The organism is Arthrobacter sp. FW306-07-I (assembly GCF_021800405.1).
In the GTDB taxonomy this organism is placed as follows: domain Bacteria; phylum Actinomycetota; class Actinomycetes; order Actinomycetales; family Micrococcaceae; genus Arthrobacter.
On sequence record NZ_CP084550.1, the window covers coordinates 1,790,216 to 1,812,929 of the forward strand.

Below are 22,714 nucleotides of genomic sequence, written 5' to 3' on the forward strand. Positions count from 1 at the left end.
CCGGGCGTGAGCCTGGCGCGCCGCCTCATCGCGGCCGGATTCAGCGACCTGGAAAAGGGCGAGCGCTTCCTGGCCGCGCGCGAACTCGAGGGACTGGACCAGGACAGGCTCTTTGCCGGGCTGCAGCTGGCGGCCAGCCCGGATACTGCCCTGCAGTCCCTGGTCCGGCTGATCGAGAAGCATCCGCAGCTGCGCGACCTGGCCGCCGCCGAGCCGGAGGCCAGCGAGCCCATGTACCGGGTCCTCGGCGCCTCGGAGGCGCTGGGGGAGTTCCTCATCCGGCACCCGGAGCACCTGGAGGCCTTCCGGGTCCGGGCCAGTCCAGAGCCGCTGCCGGCCGACCCGGACCGGCTGCGCGCCACGCTCCTGCAGTCCGTCGGGGCAGATCCCCGCGCCGGCAGGCCCGTTGCCGCCACCACGGGGGTGGAGGCCTACGCGGCCCTGCGCACGGCCTACCGCCGGGGTCTGGTGGACCTCGCCGTCAAGGACCTGTGCGCCGCGGACCCGCTGGACTTCCTGCCGTCGGTGGGCGGTGAGCTGGCGGACCTGGCTGCGGCCGCCATCGAGGCCGCCCTGGCCGTCTCCCGGGCCGAAGCGGCGGAGCAGCACAGCCCTGCCGAGGTCGCCGATGTCGGCCTGGCCGTGATCGGGATGGGCAAGTGCGGAGCCCGGGAACTGAACTACATCTCCGACGTCGACGTCATCTACGTGGTGGACCCGGGCAGCCTGGAGGACGCACACGCCAACACCATCGGCACCGCCCTGGCCAGCGGCATCTCCCGCGCCATCTCCTCTGTTGCCAGGGAACCCGGCCTGTGGGAGGTGGACGCCAACCTTCGGCCCGAGGGAAAATCCGGGCCGCTGGTGCGCACCCTCGCATCCCACGAAACGTACTACGCCAGGTGGGCGGAAAGCTGGGAGTTCCAGGCGCTCCTCAAGGCCCGCGCCATCGCCGGCGATGCCGCTTTGGGCCGGGCCTACGAGGATGCCGTGGCGCCGCTGATCTGGAATTCCGCGGGGCGGGAGGGATTTGTTGAGTCCGTCCAGGCGATGCGCCGCAGGGTGACCGAGCACATTCCCGCCGCTGAGGAGCAGCGCCAGATCAAACTGGGCCGCGGCGGCCTGCGCGACGTCGAATTCACCGTGCAGCTGCTCCAGCTGGTGCACGGCAAGGCAGACGAGTCATTACGACGGCGGGACACCACCTCCGCGATCGCCGCGCTGTCGGCCGGAGGTTACATCGGCCGTTCCGACGCCGCAGCCTTCGACAACGCCTACCGCTACCTGCGCCTGCTGGAACACCGCATCCAGCTGTTCCAGCTGCGCCGCACCCACCTCATGCCGGTGGCCGAGCCGGCGCTGCGCTCCCTGGCCAAGGCCGTGCTGGGGCCGTTCTCCAACGAACGGCCCACCCCGGACTCATTGCTGTCCGCGTGGCAGCGCACCAAGCGCTCGGTGCGCGAACTGCACGAGCGCATCTTTTACCGGCCACTGCTGAACTCGGCGGCCAAGCTCAGCACCGAGGACGCCAGGCTGACCCCCGAGGCGGCGCAGGGCCGGCTTGCCGCCCTGGGATACCGCGATCCGCAGGGAGCGATGCGGCATATCGAGGCGCTCACAGCGGGCGTGAGCCGCCGCGCCGCCCTGCAGCGCCAGCTCCTGCCCATCCTGCTCGACTGGCTGGCCGAAGGCGTGGACCCCGATGCGGGGCTGCTTGCCTTCCGCCGCATCAGCGAGGCGCTGGGCACCACGCACTGGTACCTCGGCCTGCTTCGCGATTCCAATGCCGCCGCAGAGCGCCTGTGCCACATGCTCTCAAATTCCCGGCTGATCGCAGACCTCCTGGAGGTCTCGCCGGAGTCCGTGGCATGGCTGGGACAGGACAAGGACCTGCTGCCGCTGGGCTTCGAAGCGCAGTGGCAGGAAATCACCGCCAAGATGTCCCGGCACTCGGACCCGGAAAGCGCCATGCGCCTCATCCGGCTGATCCGCCGGCGGGAAATCCTGCGCATCGCCATCGCTGATTCGGCTGGCCTCCTGGACCAGGACCAGGTAGGCAGGGCTTTGGCGGACACGGACCGGGCGGCTGTCCTGGGAGCCCTGCGGGTGGCGGAAGGCATCGTCTCCGCCGGCGGGCCGCTCAAGACCACGGTCCTGGTGGTGGCCATGGGCCGCCAGGGCGGCCGCGAGATCGGGTACGGATCGGACGCCGACGTCATGTACGTCCACCGTGCCCTTCCCGGCTTCTCCGACGCCGAAGCCCAGGAACAGGCCGCGCGCATCGTGGCGAAGGTGTCCAGCCTGCTCACCCAGCCGCTGAAGCCGGCTATCATGGCTGAACGCGTCCTCCAGATGGACGCCGACTTACGGCCCGAGGGCAAGAACGGGGCCATGGTGCGCTCCCTGGACTCCTTCGCGGAGTACTACCGCCGCTGGTCCCTCATCTGGGAAGCCCAGGCCCTGCTGCGCGCACGGCCGATGGCAGGCGACGACACCCTGGCCGCCGACTTCCTCTCCCTCATCGACCCAATCCGGTACCCGGAATCGGTGTCGGAGCAGGACGTACGCGAGATCAGGCGCATCAAGGCAAGGGTGGAGTCTGAGCGGCTGCCGCGCGGTGCCGACCCCGCACGGCACCTCAAACTGGGACGCGGCGGCCTCAGCGACGTCGAGTGGCTGGTCCAGCTGATCCAGCTCCAGCACGCCGGAAAGCATCCGGAGCTCCGGACCACGTCCACCCTGGTGGCCCTTGCCGCCGCTGCGGACCTCGGCCTGCTGGATGCTGCCGACGCCGGGCTGCTGGGGGATGCCTGGCGGCTTGCCAGCCGCATCCGCTCCGCCAATGTCATCTGGAGCGGAAAGGCCTCCGACCTTCTTCCTTCCTCCCGCCGTGACCTGGAGGCCGTGGCACGCTGGTGCGGGTATGAGCCCGGGCATGCAGCCGCGCTGGAGGAGGATTACCTGCGGGTGAGCCGGCGGGCGCGGGCTGTTTTCGAGCGTGCCTTCTATGGGCATTGACTGGGTCTGGCTCATCCCGCTGCGGGACCTGGACGCCGATGCCCGCGCCATCCAGCTCGGGGCCATCGCGGACATGTCCTTGCTGCCCGGCCAGGACCGCTTCGTGGGCGACCCGCTGCGAATGGCCCTGGCAGGACTGGCAGAAGAATCACGCCGGCCCTACGTCGTGGAGGCCGGGGGTGCCGCTGTCGGCCTCTTGACGCTGCAGGCGGGGGCCGCGGGGCTTGCCGGCTGGCCTGACGACGAGTCGGCCTGGCTGCTGCGTGGCTTTCTCATCGACCGGCGGCACCAGGGCAAGGGGCTGGGGACCCTGGCGGCGGCAGCGGCCGTGGAGGCAGCCCGCAAACTCACCGTTCGGGACCAAAGCCGCGAGACCGGCGTCGTACTCTCCGTCAACGAGGAAAACCCTGCGGGACTTTCCGCTTACCGCCGGTCCGGCTTTGTCGACGCAGGACGGTACCTGGGCGGCACGGCGGGACCGCAGCGAACCATGTTCCACAGCTTCCCCGCCACCCAGCAGCCGTAACGCGTTTGACGTAACCCGCCGTGCCGGCATTGCGCTCAGCAAGCGTTTGCCCGATTATGTGGATTGGCGGTGTTCTCCAACCTTGTTGGGGGGAAGGCTGGATAAGTCTTCGTCTCGGGGGGCATTCGTCAGGGGGTCCGGCTCCCGGTCTCAGCACGTCTGGAGGCGGGCCCCCACCTTAACGCCTCTGTTCGCCGCGACGGCGGCCGGACACAACGAAGGCGGCCACCGGATGCACCGGTGGCCGCCTTCGCGGTTTCAGCAGTCCTGCGGGGCAGGTCGCAGACTAGACGCCGTAGTAGAGCTCGAACTCGTAGGGGTTCGGGCGCAGGGACAGCGGGCGGATCTCGTTCTCGTACTTGTACTCGATCCAGGTGTCGATCAGGTCCTGGGTGAAGACGCCGCCGGCCTGCAGGAACTCGTTGTCCTCGCGCAGTGCCTCGAGTGCTTCCTCAAGCGAACCCGGAGCCTTGGGGATGTCCTTGGCTTCCTCGGCGGGCAGCTCGTAGAGGTCCTTATCGATCGGAGCGGGCGGCTCGATGCGGTTGCGGATGCCGTCGATGCCGGCCATCAGCTGGGCAGCGAACGCCAGGTACGGGTTGGAGGAGGGGTCCGGCGCGCGGAATTCGATGCGCTTGGCCTTCGGGTTGGAACCCGTGATGGGGATACGGATACCGGCGGAGCGGTTGCCCTGCGAGTAGACCATGTTGACCGGAGCTTCGAAGCCCTTGACCAGGCGGCGGTAGGAGTTCACCGTCGGGTTGGTGAAGGCCAGGACGGCGGAAGCGTGCTTGAGCAGGCCACCGATGTACCAGCGGGCGGTGTCGGACAGGCCGGCGTAGCCCTTCTCGTCGTAGAACAGCGGCTCGCCACCGTTCCACAGCGACTGGTGGCAGTGCATGCCGGAGCCGTTGTCGCCGAAGACCGGCTTGGGCATGAAGGTGACGGACTTGCCCCAGGCGTCAGCGGTGTTCTTGATGACGTACTTGAACTTCTGCAGGTCATCCGCAGCGTGGGTCAGGGTGGTGAACTTGTAGTTGATCTCGGCCTGGCCGGCGGATCCAACTTCGTGGTGGCTGCGCTCGACCTCGAGGTTGGCTTCGTCCAGGGCAACACACATGGCGTCGCGCAGGTCAGCCTGCTTGTCAGTGGGGGAGACCGGGAAGTAGCCGCCCTTGACGGGGGTCTTGTAGCCCAGGTTGCCGCCCTCTTCCTCGCGGCCCGTGTTCCAGTGGGCTTCCTCGGAGTCGATCTTGTAGAAGCTGCCCTGGGGCGAGGACTGGTACTGGACGTTGTCGAACACGAAGAACTCGGCTTCGGGAGCGAAGAACGCGGTGTCGGCGATGCCGGTGGAGGCCAGGTAGGCCTCAGCCTTCTCAGCCACGCCTCGGGGGTCGCGGTGGTAGGGGTCTCCGGTCCGCGGGTTGACGATCGAGAAGTTCAGCGCGAGGGTCTTCTCCATGCGGAAGGTGTCCAGGAACGCGGTGGTGACGTCCGGGATCAGCTGCATGTCAGATTCGGCGATGCCCTGGAAGCCGCGAATGGAGGAACCGTCGAAGAGCTGACCGTTGACGAAGAAGTCCGCGTCGACGCTCTTGGCGGGGACGTTGAAGTGCTGCTGGACGCCCGGGAGGTCGGTGAAGCGAATATCGACGAACTTTACATCTTCGTCCTTGATGAACTTGAGGACTTCGTCCGCAGTCTTGAACATCTATGCTCCTAACGCATATGTAAATATCTGGCATGCAAGCCATATGATCCAGCGCAATCCAAAAGCAGGGAGAACGCGGGGTTTTCCCTGCTGCGCGTACCTGCCGGGGGATTGCTTGAAACTGCTAACAGCCTATGGATACGGCATTTCCCGTCCGTGTCCGCATTGTTTCGGGCAGGTTACAGAATGCCCTGCTATGACCACGCTATCGTCCGTCCACATTTTGGTCGACTCCCATCCACAGTGTGGGCGCGTCGATACTTCCCTGATCGGTAAACTTGGACGGTGGTAGATCGCAAAGATATTGGCTCCTGGCTCAGCGGACCGGACACCTCCGGCATCTCGAAATATCCGGGGGAGCGGCTGGGTCTCCCGGAGTCCGGTCCCGGGTCCATCGCCCGGGCAGGTCGGCGCATCGTGGCCCTCTGCATCGACTGGGGCATCGCACTGCTCATCAGCAACTTCGCCTTTGGCGGCGACTCGTGGGCCACCCTGGCGGTGTTCGCCATTGAACAGATCCTGCTGGTGGGGACCCTCGGTTACAGCATCGGCCACCGCGTAATGGGCATTGCTGTGATCAAACCCGGCGGCGGTGCCCCTGGCCCACTCGCGGCCCTGGTCAGGTCGGTGCTTCTGTGCCTGGTGATCCCTGCCGTGATCTTCGACCCGGACCAGCGCGGCCTGCACGACAAAGCCATGAACACGCTCCTGATCCGGCGCTAGCCGGTCCCGCTTACGCCTCCGGCCGTTCCCCGGCCCGTCCCTGCCGCCGGAAGGCCAGAGCGTTGGTCACCACTACGCCGGCGATGACGACGGCGCCGCCCACCAGTTGGGCGATCGTGTGGACCTGTCCGGCGAGGGTTGTCAGGATCGCGGTGAAGACGGTGATGAGGTTGAGGAAGACGCCCGCACCGGCCGCAGGCAGGACCGTCAGGGCCCGGTTCCACAGCAGGTAGGACAGCACTGACGGGAAGATGGCGATAAAGAGCAGTGATGCCATCCCGTTGCCCGTCGAGGGAAGCGCCAGGCCGCCCGTGGCGAAGCGGACCGGGCCCAGAATGCCCACGACCACAGCTGCCTGGACCGCAGTCGCGGTAATGGGCGGAATCTTCGGCGCCAAGCGGCCGGTGATGGTATAAGCCGTCCAAACAATGATGGCGCCCACCATGAGTACCTCACCGGTGCCGAAACCGGTGTCCATCAAGCGCCCTACGTTCCCTCCGCTGATGACCACCAGGACGCCCGCCAGAGCCATCAGGACGCCCGCCACCGCCAGCGGGGTGAGCCGTTCGCGCAGGAAGACCGCGGCGGCCAGCGTGATCAGCGCCGGATTGAACGCGTTAATCAGCGATGCGTTGAACGCGTCCGTATGCTCCAGGGCCAAGTACAGGAGGAGGTTGTAGCCGAGCAGGCCGCAGACGCTCAACGCGAGCAGCCAGGGCCACGCGGCCAGGACGGACCGCCAGGACGGCCGCTCCACCACCTGGGCAATTACCAGCAGCGGCACCAGCGCAATGGCCCACCGCAGGAACACCAAGCTCAGGGGATCGATGCTTTTGACCGCGCCGGCGCCCACCACATAGTTGCCCGCCCAGAAGAGCGTGGCCCCGAGCAGGGAGAGGACTGCCACCACCCGACGGCGGCCCTGGCTGCCCTTCACCGGGTCCCTTCCTGTCTTAACCGACTCCAAGTTACGGGGTCCTTTTCGGCTACGCCCGGCTGGGCTCAAGGCCAGCATCGGCCGTTTCCGCCGGTGAAGCTGTGAGGTGGCCGCGCCGGCCGGACCAGCGTTCAAAAAGGATGGTGGCAAACGGGAAGACCGCGGAAAGGCCAGCCAGGGCAGCCACCAGGAACGGCCAGCGCTGCAGGCGCCACAGCGTGAGCGCGGCGACCCCGTAGCCGATGAACAGCGCACCGTGGACAGGCCCGGCGATTTCGACACCAAGCTCCGTGGTGCCGGCAATCCACTTGAAGTACATTCCCACCAGAAGCGCGGCCCAGCTGCAAGCCTCGGCGATGGCGAGGATGCGGAAGATGCGGATCGCGGATGTCCTGAGGCGCATGGTCTAAGTCCTGTCGTAGCTTGATTTCGGATGAGGCCCGGGCGCAAGAAAAAACGCCCCGGCGGCCGGCTGTGCCGGTACCGGGGCGTCCTCGTGGCTAGCGCCCGCGGTTGGGACGGGCCTTGTAGGGATCGATGCCCTTGGGAATGGGAAGCCTGTTGCCCATGGACGCGATGCGCTTGGACACGGTGCTGACTTCCAGTTTGGTCAGTTCGTTCTTCATCTTGCCCATCTGCTTGGCCACCTGGCTCAGCGGCACTTGCCCCTCGCCGCGCCCGGTTTGGATCGTGTGCACGGGAACGTTGGGGAGGATACGCGCCAAGCGCTTGCGCTCAGCATCGAGCAGCGGCTTCACCCGGTGGGTGGGGCCTTCGCTGACAAGGACGACGCCGGGACGGCCAACCGCACGGAACACGGCATCCTGCGTGCGCGGGTTGACAGCCACCGGCTGTTCCTCGGTGATCCAGCCCCTCCGGAGCGTTCCCAGGGCAGCGCCGGAGGCGCCGGGCTGGTTCTCGATCTGCGCGAACGCGGCACGTTCGGCACGCCGGGACAGGATGAAGGTTGCGGCCAGCAGGCCGAGCGGAATGCCGATGATCAGGCCGGTGATCCAGTTGTCCAGCCAGAAGCCCACCAGGAAGCTCACAGCCACAACGCCCAGGAAGACCAGGAGCATCAGCCACGGAACCATGGGGTCGTGGCGGCGGGTCATGGTGAAGACCTCGCCGATCTGCTTGAGCCTGCTGGGCTTCTTGGCCTTTGCTTCCTTCGGCTTGCGCGTGAACATGCTGCGCTTCACCGCGCTTGAGCCCGCGGAGGAGGAGTTGCTGGAGTCAGGGGATTTCGCCATAGTGCCTCAATTCTACGTGACTTAAACGCAAGGGCCGGACGCTGGAATCTTCCAGCGTCCGGCCCTTGGCCACTTCAAGAAACCGAGGTCAGGAGTGGGCGGCCAGGAGGGTGGCGGCTTCCTGGCGGGTGGTGCCGGAGTCCTGGATGCCGTCGGCGATGTGGGCGAGTTCGGCGGGGATGTCGCGGCCTTTTTTGCGCATGGCGGTGGCCCAGAGGCGGCCGGCGCGGTAGGAGGAGCGGACTAGGGGGCCGGACATGACGCCGAGGAAGCCGATTTCTTCGGCTTCGTGCTGGAGGTCGACGAATTCCTGGGGTTTGACCCAGCGGTCCACGGGCAGGTGCCGCTCGCTGGGGCGCAGGTACTGGGTGATGGTGATCAGGTCGCACCCTGCTGCGTGGAGGTCGCGGAGGGCTTCGGAGATTTCCTCGCGGGTTTCGCCCATGCCCAGGATGAGGTTGGATTTGGTGACCATCCCATGGGCCCGGCCCTGGGTGATGACGTCCAGGGAGCGGTCGTAGCGGAACGCGGGCCGGATCCTTTTGAAGATCCGGGGCACGGTTTCGACGTTGTGGGCGAAGACTTCGGGTTTGGAGTCGCAGATCGCTTTGATGTGTTCGGGGTTGCCGGAGAAGTCGGGGATGAGCAGTTCGACGCCGGTGCCGGGGTTCAGTTCGTGGATCTTGCGGACGGTTTCGGCGTAGAGCCACACGCCTTCGTCTTCGAGGTCGTCGCGGGCGACGCCGGTAACGGTGGCGTACCGGAGCTGCATGGACTGGACGGAGCGGGCCACCTTGGTGGGTTCGAACCGGTCCAGGGGTGAGGGTTTTCCGGTGTCGATCTGGCAGAAGTCGCAGCGGCGGGTGCATTCGGAACCGCCGATCAGGAAGGTGGCTTCCTTGTCTTCCCAGCATTCGAAGATGTTGGGGCAGCCGGCTTCCTCGCAGACGGTGTGCAGGCCTTCCTTTTTCACCAGGTTCTTCAGCCCGACGAACTCCGGGCCCATTTGGACCTTGGCCTTGATCCATTCCGGTTTGCGCTCCACCGGGACCGCAGCATTGCGCTGCTCGATCCGCAGCATCTTCCGGCCTTCAGGTGCCAATGTCACAGTAGAGCTCCTTCAGGGCTCGAAACCAATGCTTCTTCATGTTTGCGGAATTCCGCTACGAACCGGTCCACGATGTCCGCGGGCGTGATCTCCCGCCCCGTTTCCAGGGACATGGTGGTCACCCCGGCGTCGGTGATGCCGCAGGCAATGATCTGACCGTAGGGTGCCAGGTCGTTGCTGCAGTTGATCGCCACGCCGTGCATGGTGACGCCGTTGAGCACGCGGATGCCGATGGCCGCGATCTTGCGGTCCGGGCCCTTGGCATCTGCCTTAATCCACACGCCGGCCCGCCCCTTGATGCGCTCTGCCTTGATGCCGTAATCCGCCAGGACGGTGATCATGATTTCTTCCAGGCGCTCCACATAATCCCGGATGCCGGAGCGGTTCTTCAGCTTCAGGATAGGGTATGCGATCAGTTGTCCCGGCCCATGCCAGGTGAGCTTGCCGCCGCGGTCCACCGGAACCACCGGTGTGCCGTCAAACGGGCGCTCATGGTCCTCTGTCAGCTTGCCGGCCGTGTAGACGGCGGCGTGCTCCAAAAGCAGGACTGTGCTGGGGGCAACTCCGGCGACAACTTTGTCATGGAGTTCGCGCTGGGCATCCCAGCCTTCCATGTAATCAACAAAGTTGGGGGCAAGACCCAGCTGTGAAAACTCAAGAGTCATGGCATCCAGCTTAGACCCCGCAGCCGGGCTGGCCCGGTTTAGTGTCCAAGCTCACCGCCGTCCCCATTGTGACTGCTGCAATCGAGGCTGTGGATAACTTCTGCAGCCGGGCCGGGATTCGGCTAGACATGGACCATGGACGATGCACAGGCACCTGAGGTCCCCGGTTACGACGTCGGCCGGCTCCTGGGACGGGGCGGCAGCGCAGACGTGTGGCTGGCCAGGGAACGGCGGACCGGCAGGGATGTAGCGCTCAAGTACTTCCGGACCGCCGGTAGCAGGACGAGGGGCAGCGCTGCCATCACCGAGGAGGAAATGCGGCGGGAGATCCGGATCCTTTCGGTCCTGGACCACCAGCACCTGATCAGCGCCCATGACGCCGTGCGCATTGGCGATGCGGGCGGCGGCACGGCGCTGACCATGGACTACGCTGCCGGAGGCTCCCTGGCGCGGCTGGTCGCGGCCCGCGGCAGGCTCACCGTGGGCGAGACCGTCACCGTCCTGACGCCCATCGCACAGGCCCTGGGCTACCTTCACGGCAAGGGGTTTACCCACTCCGATGTCTCCCCAGGGAACGTACTGTTTACCGGGCAGGGCAAACCCATGCTGTCGGACCTGGGCATTGCCCGGATGCTCGGGGATCCTGCCAGTCCGGAGACTGCAGGGACGGCCGGCTTCCTTGATCCGTCCCCGGTCGATGCCGTCCGCGCCGGACTGCAGCCTGAACGCGACGTCTACTCCGCTGCCGCGCTTGGCTGGTTCTGCCTGACAGGTGCTGCACCCGGCCGTACTGCCGACCGCCCGCCGCTGTCCCTCCTGGTTCCCGGCGTCCCCAAGGAGCTCGCGGCAGCCCTGGAAGCAGGACTGAACGAGGACCGGCGGCTGCGCCCCAATGCAGTGGCACTGGCTACGGCTGTGTACCGCAGTGCAGAACCGGAGCCGGTGGACCTCTCCGATGCCGTACACCCCACAGTCCTGCCTGAGCTGCTGACGCGGCGGCGCATTGCCCCTGGTACAAAGGGCGGCGGTATCCGGACCAAACTGCAGGCTTTGCGCCGCCGCATCGCGACGTCCCCTTGGAGCGCCTTGTCCTTTACCCTGTCATCCGGCATGCCGCCCGCGGGCCGGTCCAAACGCCAGTCCATGGGCCAGCAACTGCCGCCTGTCGATAAGAAAGCCGCGCTTGTGCCGCAGGGGAAACATGCTGGAAGACCCGTCGCCGTCCCCCACGGGAAACACGCCGACGGGCACGTAACCGGGCGGAGAACCCGGGCCAGGACTCTGGTACGTGCCCTCCTGCCGGCTATCGCCGCAGCGGCTGCCGGACTGTGGTGGCTGTCAGCCGTCGGACAGCCGCCGTGGTCAGAAACTGCCGCAACGGGTTCGCTGCCGGCAGCTGCGCGCCCGACCGAAACCGCTTCGGACGGAGGAACAGGAGCCGCCGCGCCGGTTGATCGCGCCAGGCAGGAGGCCCTTGCGGCTGATCCCGCCGTTGCTGTGGAGGGCCTGGCGGCGCTGCGGGACCACGCATTCAGCAGCGGCCGGCTTGAGCTGCTGGCGGACGTGAACGCGCCCGACTCCGCGGCAGCTGCAGCCGATGAGCGCATCGCCGCGCAGCTCCGCCCCACCGGGCACCGCCTGGCCGGCTTCACCACCACACTCGCCGAGGTGGCAACGGAAGGCGGTGCCACCCGGGACCATGCCGTCGTCCGGCTGGTGTCCGCCACCTCCGGCTACAGCACGGTTGACGCGGAGAACAGTGTGCTTGCCACCGGGGAACCCAGCCGGCCGCAGCCCCTTCGGTTGGTCCTGGTCTCCGTGGACGGCCAGTGGCGCGTCAGCGGGATCCTTGCCGGGCAGTGATTCTTGCCGGGCAGTGATTCCTGCCGGACGGCGCATCTTCCGGCGGAAGGCCGCCACCCTCCAACCGGGGTCAGTTCAGCTAGGCCCGGCCGTCCTTGGCCGTCACCCAGCGTGCCGCCTCCTCCAGGCTCCCGTGCTGCCACCGGAAACCGGCGGATGACAGCGCTGCCGGCTCCATCCGCTGGCTGAACAGCAGGAGCTCCTCGCCCAGGCCCGGCATCACTGTGCGCAGCACAGGCGCCGGAACGCGCAACACGGCAGGCCGGTGCAGGGCGCGGGCCAGGGCCGCGACAATCGTGTTGACGTCAGCCTGCTCAGGTGCGGTCACGTTGACCGGACCGGAGACCGTGGAGTCGAGGAGGAAGAGGAAGGCAGCCGAAACATCCGGAAGGGTGACCCAAGGCCAGAACTGGCGTCCGTTGCCAAAGGGCCCGCCAACGCCCAGCCGCAGCAGTGGCAGCAGCTTGCCAAGCGCTCCGCCCGAACGGCTGAAGACCACCCCCGTGCGTGCCAGCACCACGCGCACACCTGCCGGCGCCGCCAACGCCGCCTGCTCCCACTCGACGCAGATCTGCGCCAAGGTGCCGGAACCTGCAGGTGCGTCCTCTCGCAGGACCGTATTGCCGGCGTCGCCATAGTAACCAGACGCCGACTGGCTGATGAAGGTTTTCGGCGGCGTATCCATGCGCGCCATGGCCTGCACCAAGGTCCTGGTGGGGCCCAACCGGGAGCTGAACAGCTCCTCCACCCGCTTCCGCGTCCAGGGCCTGTCGCCGATGCCGGCGCCGGAAAGGTTGACCACGGCGTCGGCGCCGGCCAGTGACGAGGGGTCGAGGACGCCCGCCGCCGGATCCCAGCGGACTTCGCTTGCGCCGGCAGGTGGCCGCCGGACCAGGGTCACTACGGAGTGGCCTGCATCGCGAAAGGCTGCGGACATGGAGGTGCCGATGAGCCCGGAGGCGCCGGCCATGACAATGTGCATGGTCCATCACACCACGCCAGCGCGGGTTGTGTACCTCCCGCGGGGCAGGGGAGGGGTTGACTATGATCGAACGATGACCTCTTCGAGCTACTTCCGTTTCCCGCATTTGCACGGCGATCTGGTCACTTTCGTGGCCGAGGACGACGTGTGGATTGCGCCCCTGGACGGCGGCCGTGCCTGGCGCGTCTCGTCGCTCCAGCTGCCTGCCCGCAACCCGCGATTTACCCCCGACGGCAAGCGGCTGGTGTGGACCGTGGTGCAGGGAACGGCTCCGGAGGTGGTGTCAGCAGAGGTCGACGGCGGCGGGTACAGGCAGCTCACGTACTTTGGCCACAGCACTACAAAGGTCAAGGGATTCACCGCCGGGGGCGCCGTGGTGGTCACCAGCGCCTTCCGCCAGGCTGAAAGCCGGCACACCCACGCCTACAGCGTTCCGTTTGAAGGCGGCTGGGCGCAGGAACTTCCCTATGGCCCGGTGGAGTCAGTGGCGTATGGACCCGAAGTAGGCGATGAACGCCCCGTGGTGCTGGCGAGCGTGCTGTCCCGGGAACCGGCGTGGTGGAAGCGGTACCGCGGCGGCACGGCCGGGAAGCTGTGGATCGACCGCGACGGCAACGGTGAGTTCGAGCGCCTCCTTCCCGACCTTGACGGCAACCTCACCGACCCCCTCTGGGTGGACGGCCGGATCGCCTTCCTGTCCGATCACGAAGGCTACGGCAATCTGTACTCGGTGCTTCCCGACGGAAAAGACCTGCGCCGGCACACCGACCACCAGGACTTCTACGTCCGGCACGCCGCCACCGACGGCAAACGCGTCATCTTCGAGTCCGCCGGTGAACTCTGGGTACTCCCGGACCTCGGCTCGGAGGCGGAAAAGCTGGATATCACCCTCGGCTCGGCCTCGCAGACCAGGCGTCCTGCCCTTCTCGACGCCGTCAAGCACCTGGGCGCCGTTGCCCCGGACACAACAGGGGCCGCCAGCGCGGTGGAATCGCACGGGACCATTTCCTGGCTGCGGCACAAGGATGGGCCGTCCCGGATCGTCGAGGCCACGCCCGGAGTGCGGGGCCGCTTGCCCAGGCCCCTCGGCGACGGCCGGATCGCCTACATCGCCGATCACGGCGGTGTTGAAGCCATCCACATCAAGGACATCGCAGCGCCCGTCCCGCACAACTCTGCCCAGGTGGCGGCAGGGAGCGGCAAGTCCGGCGCTCCAGCCGTAGCCCCCGATTCCCCGGACGCGGAAAAGCAGGACATCCAGGGGCTGGAAACGGTCAGCCTGCCCCAGCCCGTTCCTGCAGCCGGGGCTGCGGTGCTGGCGGGAAGTGCAGCACACGCTCCGGCAGACGACGAGCAGCAGGCCGACGTTGCGCCACAGGATACGGCCACCGCCGCGGAGGCCCTGCCGCCCGCAGTAGAGGCAGGCATCACTGTTCCCACGCCCTCGCGCGCCAGTTCCCTCGAACCCAGCCCGGATGGCCGGTGGATTGCCCTTGGGACCTCCTTCGGCGACGTGCACGTCCTGGACACCCGCAGCGGCCACCTCAGCCCGGTGGCCAGCATCGGTGAAGGCAGCATTTCCGAATTGGCATGGTCGGCGGACTCCCGCTGGCTGGCGTGGTCCGAGCCCGTCACGTCCTTTGGCTCGCGCAGCCGGCTTCGGCTGGCCACTGTGGAGCAGCTCGACGCCGACCCCGTGGACGTCACCGACGGCCGCTTCCGCGATGCCTCACCGGCCTTCACTCCAGACGGCAAGTTCCTCGCCTTCCTGTCCAACCGCAGCTTCGACCCCGTGTACGACGGGCATTCGTTCGACCTCTCCTTCCCCAGCCCCATCAAGCCGTACCTGGTGGCACTCGCCGCTGACACGCCGTCGCCCTTCGGTCCATCGGTTGACCCCGCCGGCGGGGAGCCGGAAGCGGACGCGGAGGGCACGGACGAGGGCGAGGCAGGGGAGAAGGACACTCCTGGCGTCCGAGTGGATGCGGAGGGCCTGGCGCACCGCGTCATCGGAGTTCCGGTTCCGCAGGGCAACTACAGCTCGCTGGCGGCCGTCGACGGCGCACTCCTCTGGCTCGATTCCGTCCTGGCAGGTGTGACCGGCGACGGAAAGGCCAGCCAGGAGGACAAGGACGCCCGCCCAGGCCTGGTCCGCTACGACATCGTCCGGCGGAAGCAGACCACGCTGGTCGATGCAGTTGACAGCTACCGGCTGACCGGTGACCGCAGCAAGGTGGTGCTGGTTTCCGACAAGCAGGTGACCGTGGTGCCTTCGGACGCCAAGGCGGACGAGGAATCGGGCAAGCTGGTCAAGGTTGACCTGGGCCGGATCCGCGTCCTGCTGGACCCGCTCAGCGTCTGGGGCCAGGCATTCGACGAAGCCTGGCGGCTGCAGCGCGACTTCTTCTGGACCGAAGACATGGCCGGGCAGGACTGGGATTCCATCCACGCCCGTTACCGCCCCATCGTGGAACGGCTGGGTTCGCATGACGACCTGGTGGACCTGCTGTGGGAACTGCACGGCGAACTGGGGACGTCCCACGCCTACGTTCGTCCGGCCGCCGTCACCGAACGCGGCAGCCGTGGACAGGGCCGCCTCGGTGCCGACCTCGCGCACACGGCCAATGGCTGGGAAATCACCCGGATCCTGGCCGGCGAGTCCTCCGATCCGCTGGCTACCTCCCCGTTGACCAGGCCCGGTGTAGGCGCCAAAGCGGGGGACATCCTGCTGGCGATTGACGGTGTCCCGCTGTCCGAAAGCACCACCCCGGCCATGCAGCTGGTGGGAGCGGCAGGCCGCGCGGTGGAGCTGACCCTCCTCAACGGTTCCGGGCACGGTGCTGCCGAAGGCACCCAACGCCGGGTCGCCGTCGTGCCTGTCAAGGATGAAGAGCGCCTCCGCTACCAGGAATGGGTCGCCGGCAACCGGCGGACCGTCCGTGAAGCCTCCAACGGAACCTTTGGCTACCTGCACATCCCGGACATGATGGCCAACGGCTGGGCGCAACTCCACCGTGACCTCGACACGGAAACAGCATTGGACGGCCTCATCGTGGACGTACGCCGCAACCGTGGCGGTCACACCTCGCAGCTCGTCGCGGAACTGATCGGCCGCAAGGTGACCGGGTGGAGCATGCCGCGCGGGGAGAAGCCGCGCACGTACCCGCACCACGCGCCGAGGGGGCCGGTGATCATCCTGGCTGACGAGTTTGCCGGATCCGACGGCGACATCATCACCCAGGTGTCAAAGCTCAGGGGCATCGGGCCGGTCATCGGCACGCGCACCTGGGGCGGTGTGGTGGGCATCGACAACCGGTTTGCGCTGGCGGACGGCACCGGAGTCACCCAGCCCCGCTATGCCAACTGGTTCAGCGGCGGCGTTGGCTGGAGCGTGGAGAACTACGGCGTTGACCCCGACATCGAAGTGACCTACCCGCCGCACGCCTACGCGGCCGGTCGCGATCCCCAGCTGGAATACGGCATCGGGGCGCTCAAGGAGATGATCCAGGAGCTGCCCACGGACCGGCCGCCGGCCCGCTCCGGCTACCGCAAGCTGTTGCCTGCGCCGCTGCCGGCCCGCCCGCAGGGACGCTAGGAACAACAAAAAGGCCCTGTCCTTCCGGTTTCCCGGAAGGACAGGGCCTTCGCGTTATGCAGGGCCGGTGGGCCCGGGACTGCTAGGACTGCAGCGTGGCGTCGAGGGTGATCTCGATGCCGGCCAGGGCCTGGGATACGGGGCAGCCCTTCTTGGCGGCCTCGGCAATGCGCTGGAACTCGTCCTGCGAGATGCCGGGGATGCGGGCGTTGAGGGTGAGGTGGCTGCCGGTGATGCCGGTGCCCGGCTGGAAACCAACCTCCGACTTGGTGTTGACCTCCTCGGGCGTGAAGCCGGCCTGGCTCAGTTCGTGGCTGAAGGCCATGGAGAAGCAGGCTGAATGGGCTGCGGCGATGAGCTCTTCCGGGCTGGTCTTGCCGCCGGCAGCTTCGGTGCGGGCCTTCCACGTGACATCGAAGGTGCCCAGGCCCGAGCTGTCCAGGGTGGTGTTGCCCGAGCCCTCGGTCAGGCTTCCGGTCCATACAGTGTGGGCGTTGCGTGTTGTAGCCATGTCTCTCCTCAACGTCGGTTCGATCCGGGGCCGGCAGCCGCTGCCGGCCCCACCGTTTCCCATCCTAGGGACCAGCCACCCCCGGTGCACGGGTTGTCCGCTCTCAGAGGATTATGACCGGCTCCCCGTCATGGGCTTACTGCCAGATGGTGGCAATGGCGATGTTAAGCAGCGCCAGGCCACCGACGCCGTGCGCGAGTCCGGTGGAGACGGGCTGCCCGTTCTTGACCTTGCGTGAGCCGATGACCGCCAGGACTGCCACCACGATGGCGATGACGAACTTGATGCCCAGCTTGGCGTAGTTCGGATTGGAGTCCGGCAGGAACGGGAGGATGCCCATCATGGCGATGCCGGTGAGCAGCTGCAGGAAGGCGCCGTCACGCTGGCGCGGATGCACGGTGGGGGTCCGCATCGTGGCAATCCAGTAGCCCACGATCATGGCGGCCCCGACGACGTGCAGGAAGACCAGGATGTTGAAGAGAATGTTCATGGCTCCAGCTTAGCCAGTCATTTCTACCGCCTGTAGCAAAGCCACGCGGTTCCCGGACCGCGGCGGGCTGGCGGGAGTTTGGGTTAAACCACGACGACGGCCCCGGCTGCGGGAGGTTTCCCACCCGCGCCGGCGCCGCCGTCGTTGGACCCTTTGTTGGTTACAGTCCCAGGTCCGCTTCGAACGCGCCTTCCTCCAGGCGTGCCTTCAGGGTCTGGAGGAACCGGCCTGCATCGGCGCCGTCCACCAGGCGGTGGTCGTACGTCAGGGACAGGTACATCATGGAGCGGATGGCGATCGAGTCATCGCCGTTTTCGTCAGCAACCACCACGGGGCGCTTGACGATGGCGCCGGTGCCCAGGATGCCGACCTGCGGCTGGTTGATGATCGGGGTATCGAACAGCGCTCCAACCGAACCGATGTTGGTAATGCTGAACGTGCCGCCGGACAGTTCATCCGGACCGATCTTGCCGTCGCGGGTGCGGGAAGCAACGTCGGCGATCTTGCCGGCCAGGCCGGCGAGATTCAGGTTACCGGCGTCCGCGATGACCGGAACCAGGAGGCCCTTGTCCGTGTCGACGGCGATCGCCAGGTGCTCGGCGTTGTGGTAGGTGATCTCCTGCTTTTCCTCGTCGTAGGCAGCGTTGAGCTTGGGGTGCTGCTTGAGGGCCTCGGCAACTGCCTTGGCGATGAAGGGCAGGAAGGTCAGCTTGGTGCCGTTCTGGGCCTGGAACGAGTTCTTGGCGCGGGCACGAAGCTTGGCGACCTTGGTCATGTCCACTTCGTGGACCTGGGTCAGCTGGGTGGAGATTTCCAGCGACTCGCGCATGCGCCGGGCGATGACCTGGCGGATGCGGGGAGCCTTCTGGGTGGTGCCGCGCAGCGACGAGGCTGCACCGGCTGCAGCCGGGGCGGACGCGGCGGGGGCTGCTGCCGGAGCAGCGGCGGGAGCGGGGGCAGCCTTGGCCTCGGCGGCGGCGATGACATCCTGCTTGCGGATGCGGCCGCCAACACCGGTGCCGGAGAGGCTGGAGATGTCCACGCCGTGCTGGTTGGCAAGCTTGCGGACCAGGGGGGTGACGTAGCCGGACTCGGATCCGCCGGCCGGAGCTGCTTCCTGGGCTGGCGGAGCAGCGGGAGCCTGGGCGGCGGGAGCCGGGGCAGCCTGCGGTGCAGCCTGCTCAGGGGCCTGCTGGGCAGGAACAGCCTGGGCGGGAGCGGTCTGCGCGGGAGCGGACTCTGCCGGTGCGGGCTTGGGGGCTTCCTGCTGGGGAGCGGCGGGTGCAGCCTCCGGAGCCGCGGCAGCGGGAGCGCCCGAGCCGATGACGGCGAGTACGGAGCCCACCTCGGCCGTTTCGTCCTCGTTGACCCGGATTTCCTGCAGGGTGCCGGCAACGGGGGAGGGGATCTCGGTGTCCACCTTGTCGGTGGAGACTTCGAGCAGCGGCTCGTCAACGTCGACGGAATCGCCAATGGCCTTCAGCCAGCGGGTCACGGTGCCTTCGGTGACGCTTTCGCCGAGTGCGGGGAGGGTGACCTCGTGGCTTTCGCCGCCGCCTGCAGCGGGTGCTTCCTGGGCGGGTGCCTCCTGCGCGGGGGCTGCTTCGGCGGGTGCTTCCTGTGCGGGAGCAGCTGCAGGTGCCTCTTCGGCGGGGGCAGCCGCGGGAGCTTCAGCGGGTGCGGAACCGCCGCCGGAGCCGTCACCGATGCGCACCAGCGGCGCACCTACCTCGGCGGTCTCATCTTCAGCGACCAGGATTTCTTCAATCACGCCAGCTACAGGAGAGGGGATTTCAGTGTCTACTTTGTCGGTGGAGACTTCGAGCAGCGGCTCGTCCACCTCTACCCGGTCACCTACCTGCTTGAGCCAGCGGGTGACGGTTCCTTCGGTGACACTCTCACCGAGGGCGGGCAAGTTAACGGATTCAGACATGTCGTCCCCGTTCTCCTTATTGATCTTTAGTGCGAATGGTTGCTGCCTTGTTGGAAGCCTAGTGCACCCGGTCTGCGCGACCGGGTGCACCGGGCCTGGTAATGCTGGCGAAAATCAGCCGTGGAGCGGCTTGCCGGCCAGCGCCAGGTGGGCTTCGCCGAGGGCTTCGTTCTGGGTGGGGTGGGCGTGCACCAGCTGTGCCACATCCTCCGGGTAGGCTTCCCAGTTCACGATCAGCTGGGCCTCGCCCACCTGCTCGCCCATGCGGGCACCGATCATGTGGACGCCCACCACGGGGCCGTCCTTCTGGCGGACCAGCTTGATCAGGCCCGAGGTGCCAAGGATGGAGCTCTTGCCGTTGCCGGCCAGGTTGTATTCCTGGGTCTGCACCTGGTCCTCGCCGAACTTTTCCTTGGCAGCCTTCTCGGTGTAGCCGACGGTGGCGATCTCTGGTTCGGAGTAGGTGACCTTGGGGATGTTGATGTCCTCGACCACCACGGGCTTCAGGCCGGCGATCTCCTCGGCCACGAAGATGCCCTGCTGGTAGCCGCGGTGGGCCAGCTGCACGCCGGGGACGATGTCACCGACGGCATAGATGTTGCCCACGCCGGTGTGCAGTCGCTCGTTGGTGATGACGAAGCCGCGGTCGATGGTGACGCCGGCTTCCTCGTAGCCCAGGTTGGCCGTGACGGGGCCACGGCCGACGGCGACCAGCAGCAGGTCCGCTTCGAAGGTCTTGCCGTCCACCAGGGTGACTTTGACGCCGTCGTCATTCTGCTCGACGCCCTGGAAGAAGACGCCGGTGGAGAACTTGATGCCGCGCTTCTTGAAGGCACGCTCGAAGTTCTTGACGATCGTGGCGTCCTCGTTGGGAACGAGGGAGGGCAGGCCTTCGACGATGGTCACGTCCACGCCGAACGACTTCCACACCGAGGCGAACTCGACGCCGATGACGCCGCCGCCCAGGATGATGGCGCTCTTCGGAATGAAGTCCATGGTGAGGGCCTGGTCGGAGGTGATGACCTTGCCGCCGATTTCCAGGCCGGGAAGGGTGCGCGAGTAGGAGCCGGTGGCCAGGACGATGTTCTTGCCCTTGTAGGCGGTGCCGTTCACCACGATGGTGTCGGTGCCCTGCAGCTTGCCTTCACCCTCGATGACGGTGATGGCCTTCTTGGACTTGATCAGGCCCTGCAGGCCCTTGTACTTGCCGGCGATGATGCCGTCCTTGTACGCGTTGACGGCGTTGATATCGATGCCGTCGAGGGTGACGTTCACGCCGTACTTGGCGGAGTCACGGGCGTGGTCGGCCAGCTCTGCGGAGTGCAGCAGGGCCTTGGTGGGGATGCAGCCGTTGTGGAGGCAGGTGCCGCCCAGCTTGGCCTTCTCCACGAGGCCGACGGTGAGGCCGAGCTGTACCGCACGCAGCGCTGCAGCGTATCCGCCGCTGCCGCCACCGAGTACCAGGATGTCGAATTCTTGCGCAGTTGCCTGATCGGCCACTTAAACGCTCCCTCGCGTGAACGATGACGCGATCAGCGCGCATCATCTGGTCTTGGAACTTGCACTGCCGTGATTATGTCAGCAGGGCAACTCTCTTGCATTTGTGACTACCGTGGTTCACCTTAGCGAACCACCTATCCATGCTCCACCTTGGCACTGCGTTTGTGGAGCGCTTGTGTCCAGTGTCACGCGGCCCTGTGGCACAGGAATCACCTGCGCCGCAGGGCCGCGTGGCAGTGGCTGTAACTGCCCAGGGGCACCTAGGAGGCGGCCAGGATGTCCTCCACGTAGGCAACCAGGGTACGGACGGTGCAGCCGGTGCCCTGCTTGTGCGTGTAGCCGTACGGGCTGCCATTATTAAAGGAAGGTCCTGCAATATCGATGTGCGCCCAGGGGATCTGTTCGCCTGCCTTGTCCTTACCCACGAACTCGCGCAGGAACACGGCGGCGGTCATCATTCCGCCGTGGCGTTCGCCGATGTTGGCCAGGTCGGCCACCTGGGAGTCCAGGGTGGGTCGCAGTTCCTCCGGCAGGGGCATGGGCCAGACCAGCTCGCCTGCACGGTCCGCCGCCGCCTTGAGCGCGCCCGTGACGCTGTCCGAGCCCATGACGCCGGCGGTGCGGTTGCCGAGGGCGATCAGCTGCGCGCCGGTGAGGGTTGCGACGTCGATGATGGCGTCCGGGTATTCGCGGCTCGCGGCGACAATGCCGTCCGCCATGACCAGGCGGCCCTCGGCGTCGGTATTGAGGACCTCCACCGTCTTGCCACCGAACATGGTCAGGACGTCGGCAGGACGTGAGGCGCCGCCCCCGGGCATGTTCTCTGCGATGCAGAGCCAGGCGGTCGCTTTAACGGGCAGGCCCAGGCCGGCGATGGCCAGGACAGTGTTAAGTACGACGGCGGCACCGGCCATGTCGCTCTTCATGTCGCCCATGTTGAGGGCCGGCTTAAGGGAGATTCCGCCGGTGTCGAAGGTGATCCCCTTGCCCACGAGGGCGACCTTGGCAGTGGCCTTGGCGGGGGAGTATTCGACCTTGACCAGCCGCGGCTGGCGCGTGGATCCCTTGCCCACGCCCATGATGCCGCCGAAACCTTCCTTCTCGAGGCGCTTCTCGTCCCAGACCGTGACTTTGACGGGCAGTCCCTTGGCCAGGTCCTTGGCGGCCTCGGCGAACGATTCGGGGTATAGGTGGCTCGGCGGGGTGTTGACCAGGGACCGGGTGGCGTTAACAGCCTTGGCCACTAGGCCGGCCCGCTTCAGCGCCACCTCCAGCTCCGGGGTGCCGGCCAGTTCGGTGAAGATGACGGCATTGCGCACCGGGTCCTTAAGTCCGTCGGAGGAAGACCGGAACTCGGTGAAGGAGTAGGCGCCCAGCGCGGCGCCCTCGGCGACGGCCGTGACGTCCTGCACCGTCGCCGTCGGGAATGCCAAAGTGACCGTGGGCAGGCCGGCCAGCTGCCGGACGGCCGATCCTGCTGCCCGGCGGAGCGACTCGCCCGTGAGCGGTCCGGTGGCGGGAACCTTGCCGACGCCGGCCAGGACCAGGATGCCTGCCCCGGTTTCGGGCAGCCCCGGCAGGCGGACCAGCTGGTCCGCGGCGCCGGTGACACCCAGCGCCTTGAGCGAGTCCCCGAGGGCCTCCGCGGACTTCGCCGTCAGGGGGTTCTCCAACAGGACGGGGCCGTCGGTTCCCTGGCCCACTCCGATGACCACTGCGTCACTGGGGTTCTTCTTAAGGTCCCGCGCGACGGTACTAAGGTTGACTTCAGTATTCTTGACCACAGGGATGAGTCCTCAATTCTCGAAACGTTCGGGCAGGGATGCATGTTGGGCGCTCTGCCATGGTGGCCCGGATCCGGCCGTTCTGGACGGTTCCCGGGTGCGTGCAAGCCCGCCT

General features: G+C 67.0%; 17 protein-coding genes. 5 read left to right on the forward strand and 12 right to left on the reverse strand.

Annotated elements, in window-relative coordinates:
- Positions 1-6: 6 nt before the first annotated feature.
- Both LFT46_RS08230 and LFT46_RS08235 read left to right on the forward strand, forming a co-directional pair.
- Complete coding sequence (locus LFT46_RS08230; protein ID WP_236821791.1) at positions 7-3,018, forward strand: bifunctional [glutamine synthetase] adenylyltransferase/[glutamine synthetase]-adenylyl-L-tyrosine phosphorylase; 3,012 nt, start codon at positions 7-9, stop codon at positions 3,016-3,018.
- Complete coding sequence (locus tag LFT46_RS08235) at positions 3,008-3,544, forward strand: GNAT family N-acetyltransferase (protein WP_236821792.1); 537 nt, start codon at positions 3,008-3,010, stop codon at positions 3,542-3,544. The genes LFT46_RS08230 and LFT46_RS08235 overlap by 11 nt, the downstream gene beginning before the upstream one ends.
- 286 nt (positions 3,545-3,830) lie before the next feature.
- Here the strand turns inward: LFT46_RS08235 and glnA are convergent, their stop codons facing one another.
- Entirely contained in the window at positions 3,831-5,255 is a 1,425-nt protein-coding gene (gene glnA / locus LFT46_RS08240) for a type I glutamate--ammonia ligase (protein WP_236821793.1), read from the reverse strand.
- Between the two features lie 285 nt (positions 5,256-5,540).
- On the opposite strand from glnA, the gene LFT46_RS08245 reads away from it, so the two are divergent.
- A complete protein-coding gene (locus LFT46_RS08245) occupies positions 5,541-5,978 on the forward strand; it encodes an RDD family protein (RefSeq protein WP_236802042.1) in 438 nt (145 codons plus the stop codon).
- A gap of 10 nt (positions 5,979-5,988) precedes the next feature.
- Here LFT46_RS08245 and LFT46_RS08250 read toward each other — a convergent pair whose 3' ends face one another.
- The 5 genes from LFT46_RS08250 to lipB form a co-directional block, all read right to left on the reverse strand.
- Positions 5,989-6,915: a DMT family transporter gene (locus tag LFT46_RS08250; RefSeq protein ID WP_236821794.1), complete on the reverse strand. Its 927-nt coding sequence runs from the start codon at positions 6,913-6,915 to the stop codon at positions 5,989-5,991.
- A 49-nt stretch (positions 6,916-6,964) separates the two neighbouring features.
- Positions 6,965-7,318: a DUF3817 domain-containing protein gene (locus LFT46_RS08255; protein WP_236821795.1), complete on the reverse strand. Its 354-nt coding sequence runs from the start codon at positions 7,316-7,318 to the stop codon at positions 6,965-6,967.
- Between the two features lie 97 nt (positions 7,319-7,415).
- A complete protein-coding gene (locus LFT46_RS08260) occupies positions 7,416-8,168 on the reverse strand; it encodes a DUF4191 domain-containing protein (RefSeq protein WP_236802045.1) in 753 nt (250 codons plus the stop codon).
- Between the two features lie 88 nt (positions 8,169-8,256).
- Positions 8,257-9,276, reverse strand: coding sequence for a lipoyl synthase (lipA, locus tag LFT46_RS08265; RefSeq protein WP_236821796.1), 1,020 nt, complete (start codon positions 9,274-9,276; stop codon positions 8,257-8,259).
- Entirely contained in the window at positions 9,273-9,941 is a 669-nt protein-coding gene (gene lipB / locus LFT46_RS08270; RefSeq protein ID WP_236802047.1) for a lipoyl(octanoyl) transferase LipB, read from the reverse strand. The genes lipA and lipB overlap by 4 nt, the downstream gene beginning before the upstream one ends.
- A 135-nt stretch (positions 9,942-10,076) precedes the next feature.
- Between lipB and LFT46_RS08275 the strand changes: the two genes are divergently transcribed.
- Entirely contained in the window at positions 10,077-11,804 is a 1,728-nt protein-coding gene (locus tag LFT46_RS08275; RefSeq protein ID WP_236821797.1) for a serine/threonine-protein kinase, read from the forward strand.
- A gap of 79 nt (positions 11,805-11,883) precedes the next feature.
- Here LFT46_RS08275 and LFT46_RS08280 read toward each other — a convergent pair whose 3' ends face one another.
- On the reverse strand, positions 11,884-12,786 hold the full coding sequence (locus LFT46_RS08280; RefSeq protein WP_236821798.1) for a TIGR01777 family oxidoreductase: 903 nt from the start codon (positions 12,784-12,786) through the stop codon (positions 11,884-11,886).
- 73 nt (positions 12,787-12,859) lie between these two features.
- Between LFT46_RS08280 and LFT46_RS08285 the strand changes: the two genes are divergently transcribed.
- Positions 12,860-16,381 (forward strand): S41 family peptidase, encoded by a 3,522-nt coding sequence (locus LFT46_RS08285; protein ID WP_236821799.1) that lies wholly within the window; start codon positions 12,860-12,862, stop codon positions 16,379-16,381.
- Positions 16,382-16,463: 82 nt separating this feature from the next.
- Here LFT46_RS08285 and LFT46_RS08290 read toward each other — a convergent pair whose 3' ends face one another.
- The 5 genes from LFT46_RS08290 to LFT46_RS08310 form a co-directional block, all read right to left on the reverse strand.
- Positions 16,464-16,892, reverse strand: a complete 429-nt coding sequence (locus LFT46_RS08290; protein ID WP_236802051.1) for an OsmC family protein — start codon at positions 16,890-16,892, stop codon at positions 16,464-16,466.
- A gap of 136 nt (positions 16,893-17,028) precedes the next feature.
- The gene (locus LFT46_RS08295) at positions 17,029-17,382 is read right to left on the reverse strand and encodes a hypothetical protein (RefSeq protein ID WP_236802052.1); all 354 of its coding nucleotides are present in this window, start codon (positions 17,380-17,382) and stop codon (positions 17,029-17,031) included.
- Between the two features lie 160 nt (positions 17,383-17,542).
- Positions 17,543-19,315: a 2-oxoglutarate dehydrogenase, E2 component, dihydrolipoamide succinyltransferase gene (gene sucB, locus LFT46_RS08300; protein ID WP_236821800.1), complete on the reverse strand. Its 1,773-nt coding sequence runs from the start codon at positions 19,313-19,315 to the stop codon at positions 17,543-17,545.
- A gap of 114 nt (positions 19,316-19,429) precedes the next feature.
- Positions 19,430-20,815 carry a dihydrolipoyl dehydrogenase gene (gene lpdA / locus LFT46_RS08305; protein ID WP_236802054.1) on the reverse strand — a complete coding sequence of 462 codons (1,386 nt, stop codon included), beginning with the start codon at positions 20,813-20,815 and terminating at the stop codon, positions 19,430-19,432.
- A gap of 260 nt (positions 20,816-21,075) precedes the next feature.
- On the reverse strand, positions 21,076-22,599 hold the full coding sequence (locus LFT46_RS08310) for a leucyl aminopeptidase (RefSeq protein ID WP_236821801.1): 1,524 nt from the start codon (positions 22,597-22,599) through the stop codon (positions 21,076-21,078).
- Positions 22,600-22,714 lie beyond the last annotated feature (115 nt).

Excerpts from the sequence above, each read along its gene's own strand:
- LFT46_RS08275 (WP_236821797.1), top strand. The coding sequence starts at position 10,077 with ATGGACGATGCACAGGCACCTGAGGTCCCCGGTTACGACGTCGGCCGG.
- glnA (WP_236821793.1), bottom strand. The coding sequence starts at position 5,255 with ATGTTCAAGACTGCGGACGAAGTCCTCAAGTTCATCAAGGACGAAGAT.
- sucB (WP_236821800.1), bottom strand. The coding sequence starts at position 19,315 with ATGTCTGAATCCGTTAACTTGCCCGCCCTCGGTGAGAGTGTCACCGAA.
- LFT46_RS08280 (WP_236821798.1), bottom strand. The coding sequence starts at position 12,786 with ATGCACATTGTCATGGCCGGCGCCTCCGGGCTCATCGGCACCTCCATG.
- LFT46_RS08295 (WP_236802052.1), bottom strand. The coding sequence starts at position 17,382 with ATGAACATTCTCTTCAACATCCTGGTCTTCCTGCACGTCGTCGGGGCC.
- LFT46_RS08255 (WP_236821795.1), bottom strand. The coding sequence starts at position 7,318 with ATGCGCCTCAGGACATCCGCGATCCGCATCTTCCGCATCCTCGCCATC.
- lipB (WP_236802047.1), bottom strand. The coding sequence starts at position 9,941 with ATGACTCTTGAGTTTTCACAGCTGGGTCTTGCCCCCAACTTTGTTGAT.
- LFT46_RS08235 (WP_236821792.1), top strand. The coding sequence starts at position 3,008 with ATGGGCATTGACTGGGTCTGGCTCATCCCGCTGCGGGACCTGGACGCC.
- LFT46_RS08260 (WP_236802045.1), bottom strand. The coding sequence starts at position 8,168 with ATGGCGAAATCCCCTGACTCCAGCAACTCCTCCTCCGCGGGCTCAAGC.
- LFT46_RS08290 (WP_236802051.1), bottom strand. The coding sequence starts at position 16,892 with ATGGCTACAACACGCAACGCCCACACTGTATGGACCGGAAGCCTGACC.
- LFT46_RS08285 (WP_236821799.1), top strand. The coding sequence starts at position 12,860 with ATGACCTCTTCGAGCTACTTCCGTTTCCCGCATTTGCACGGCGATCTG.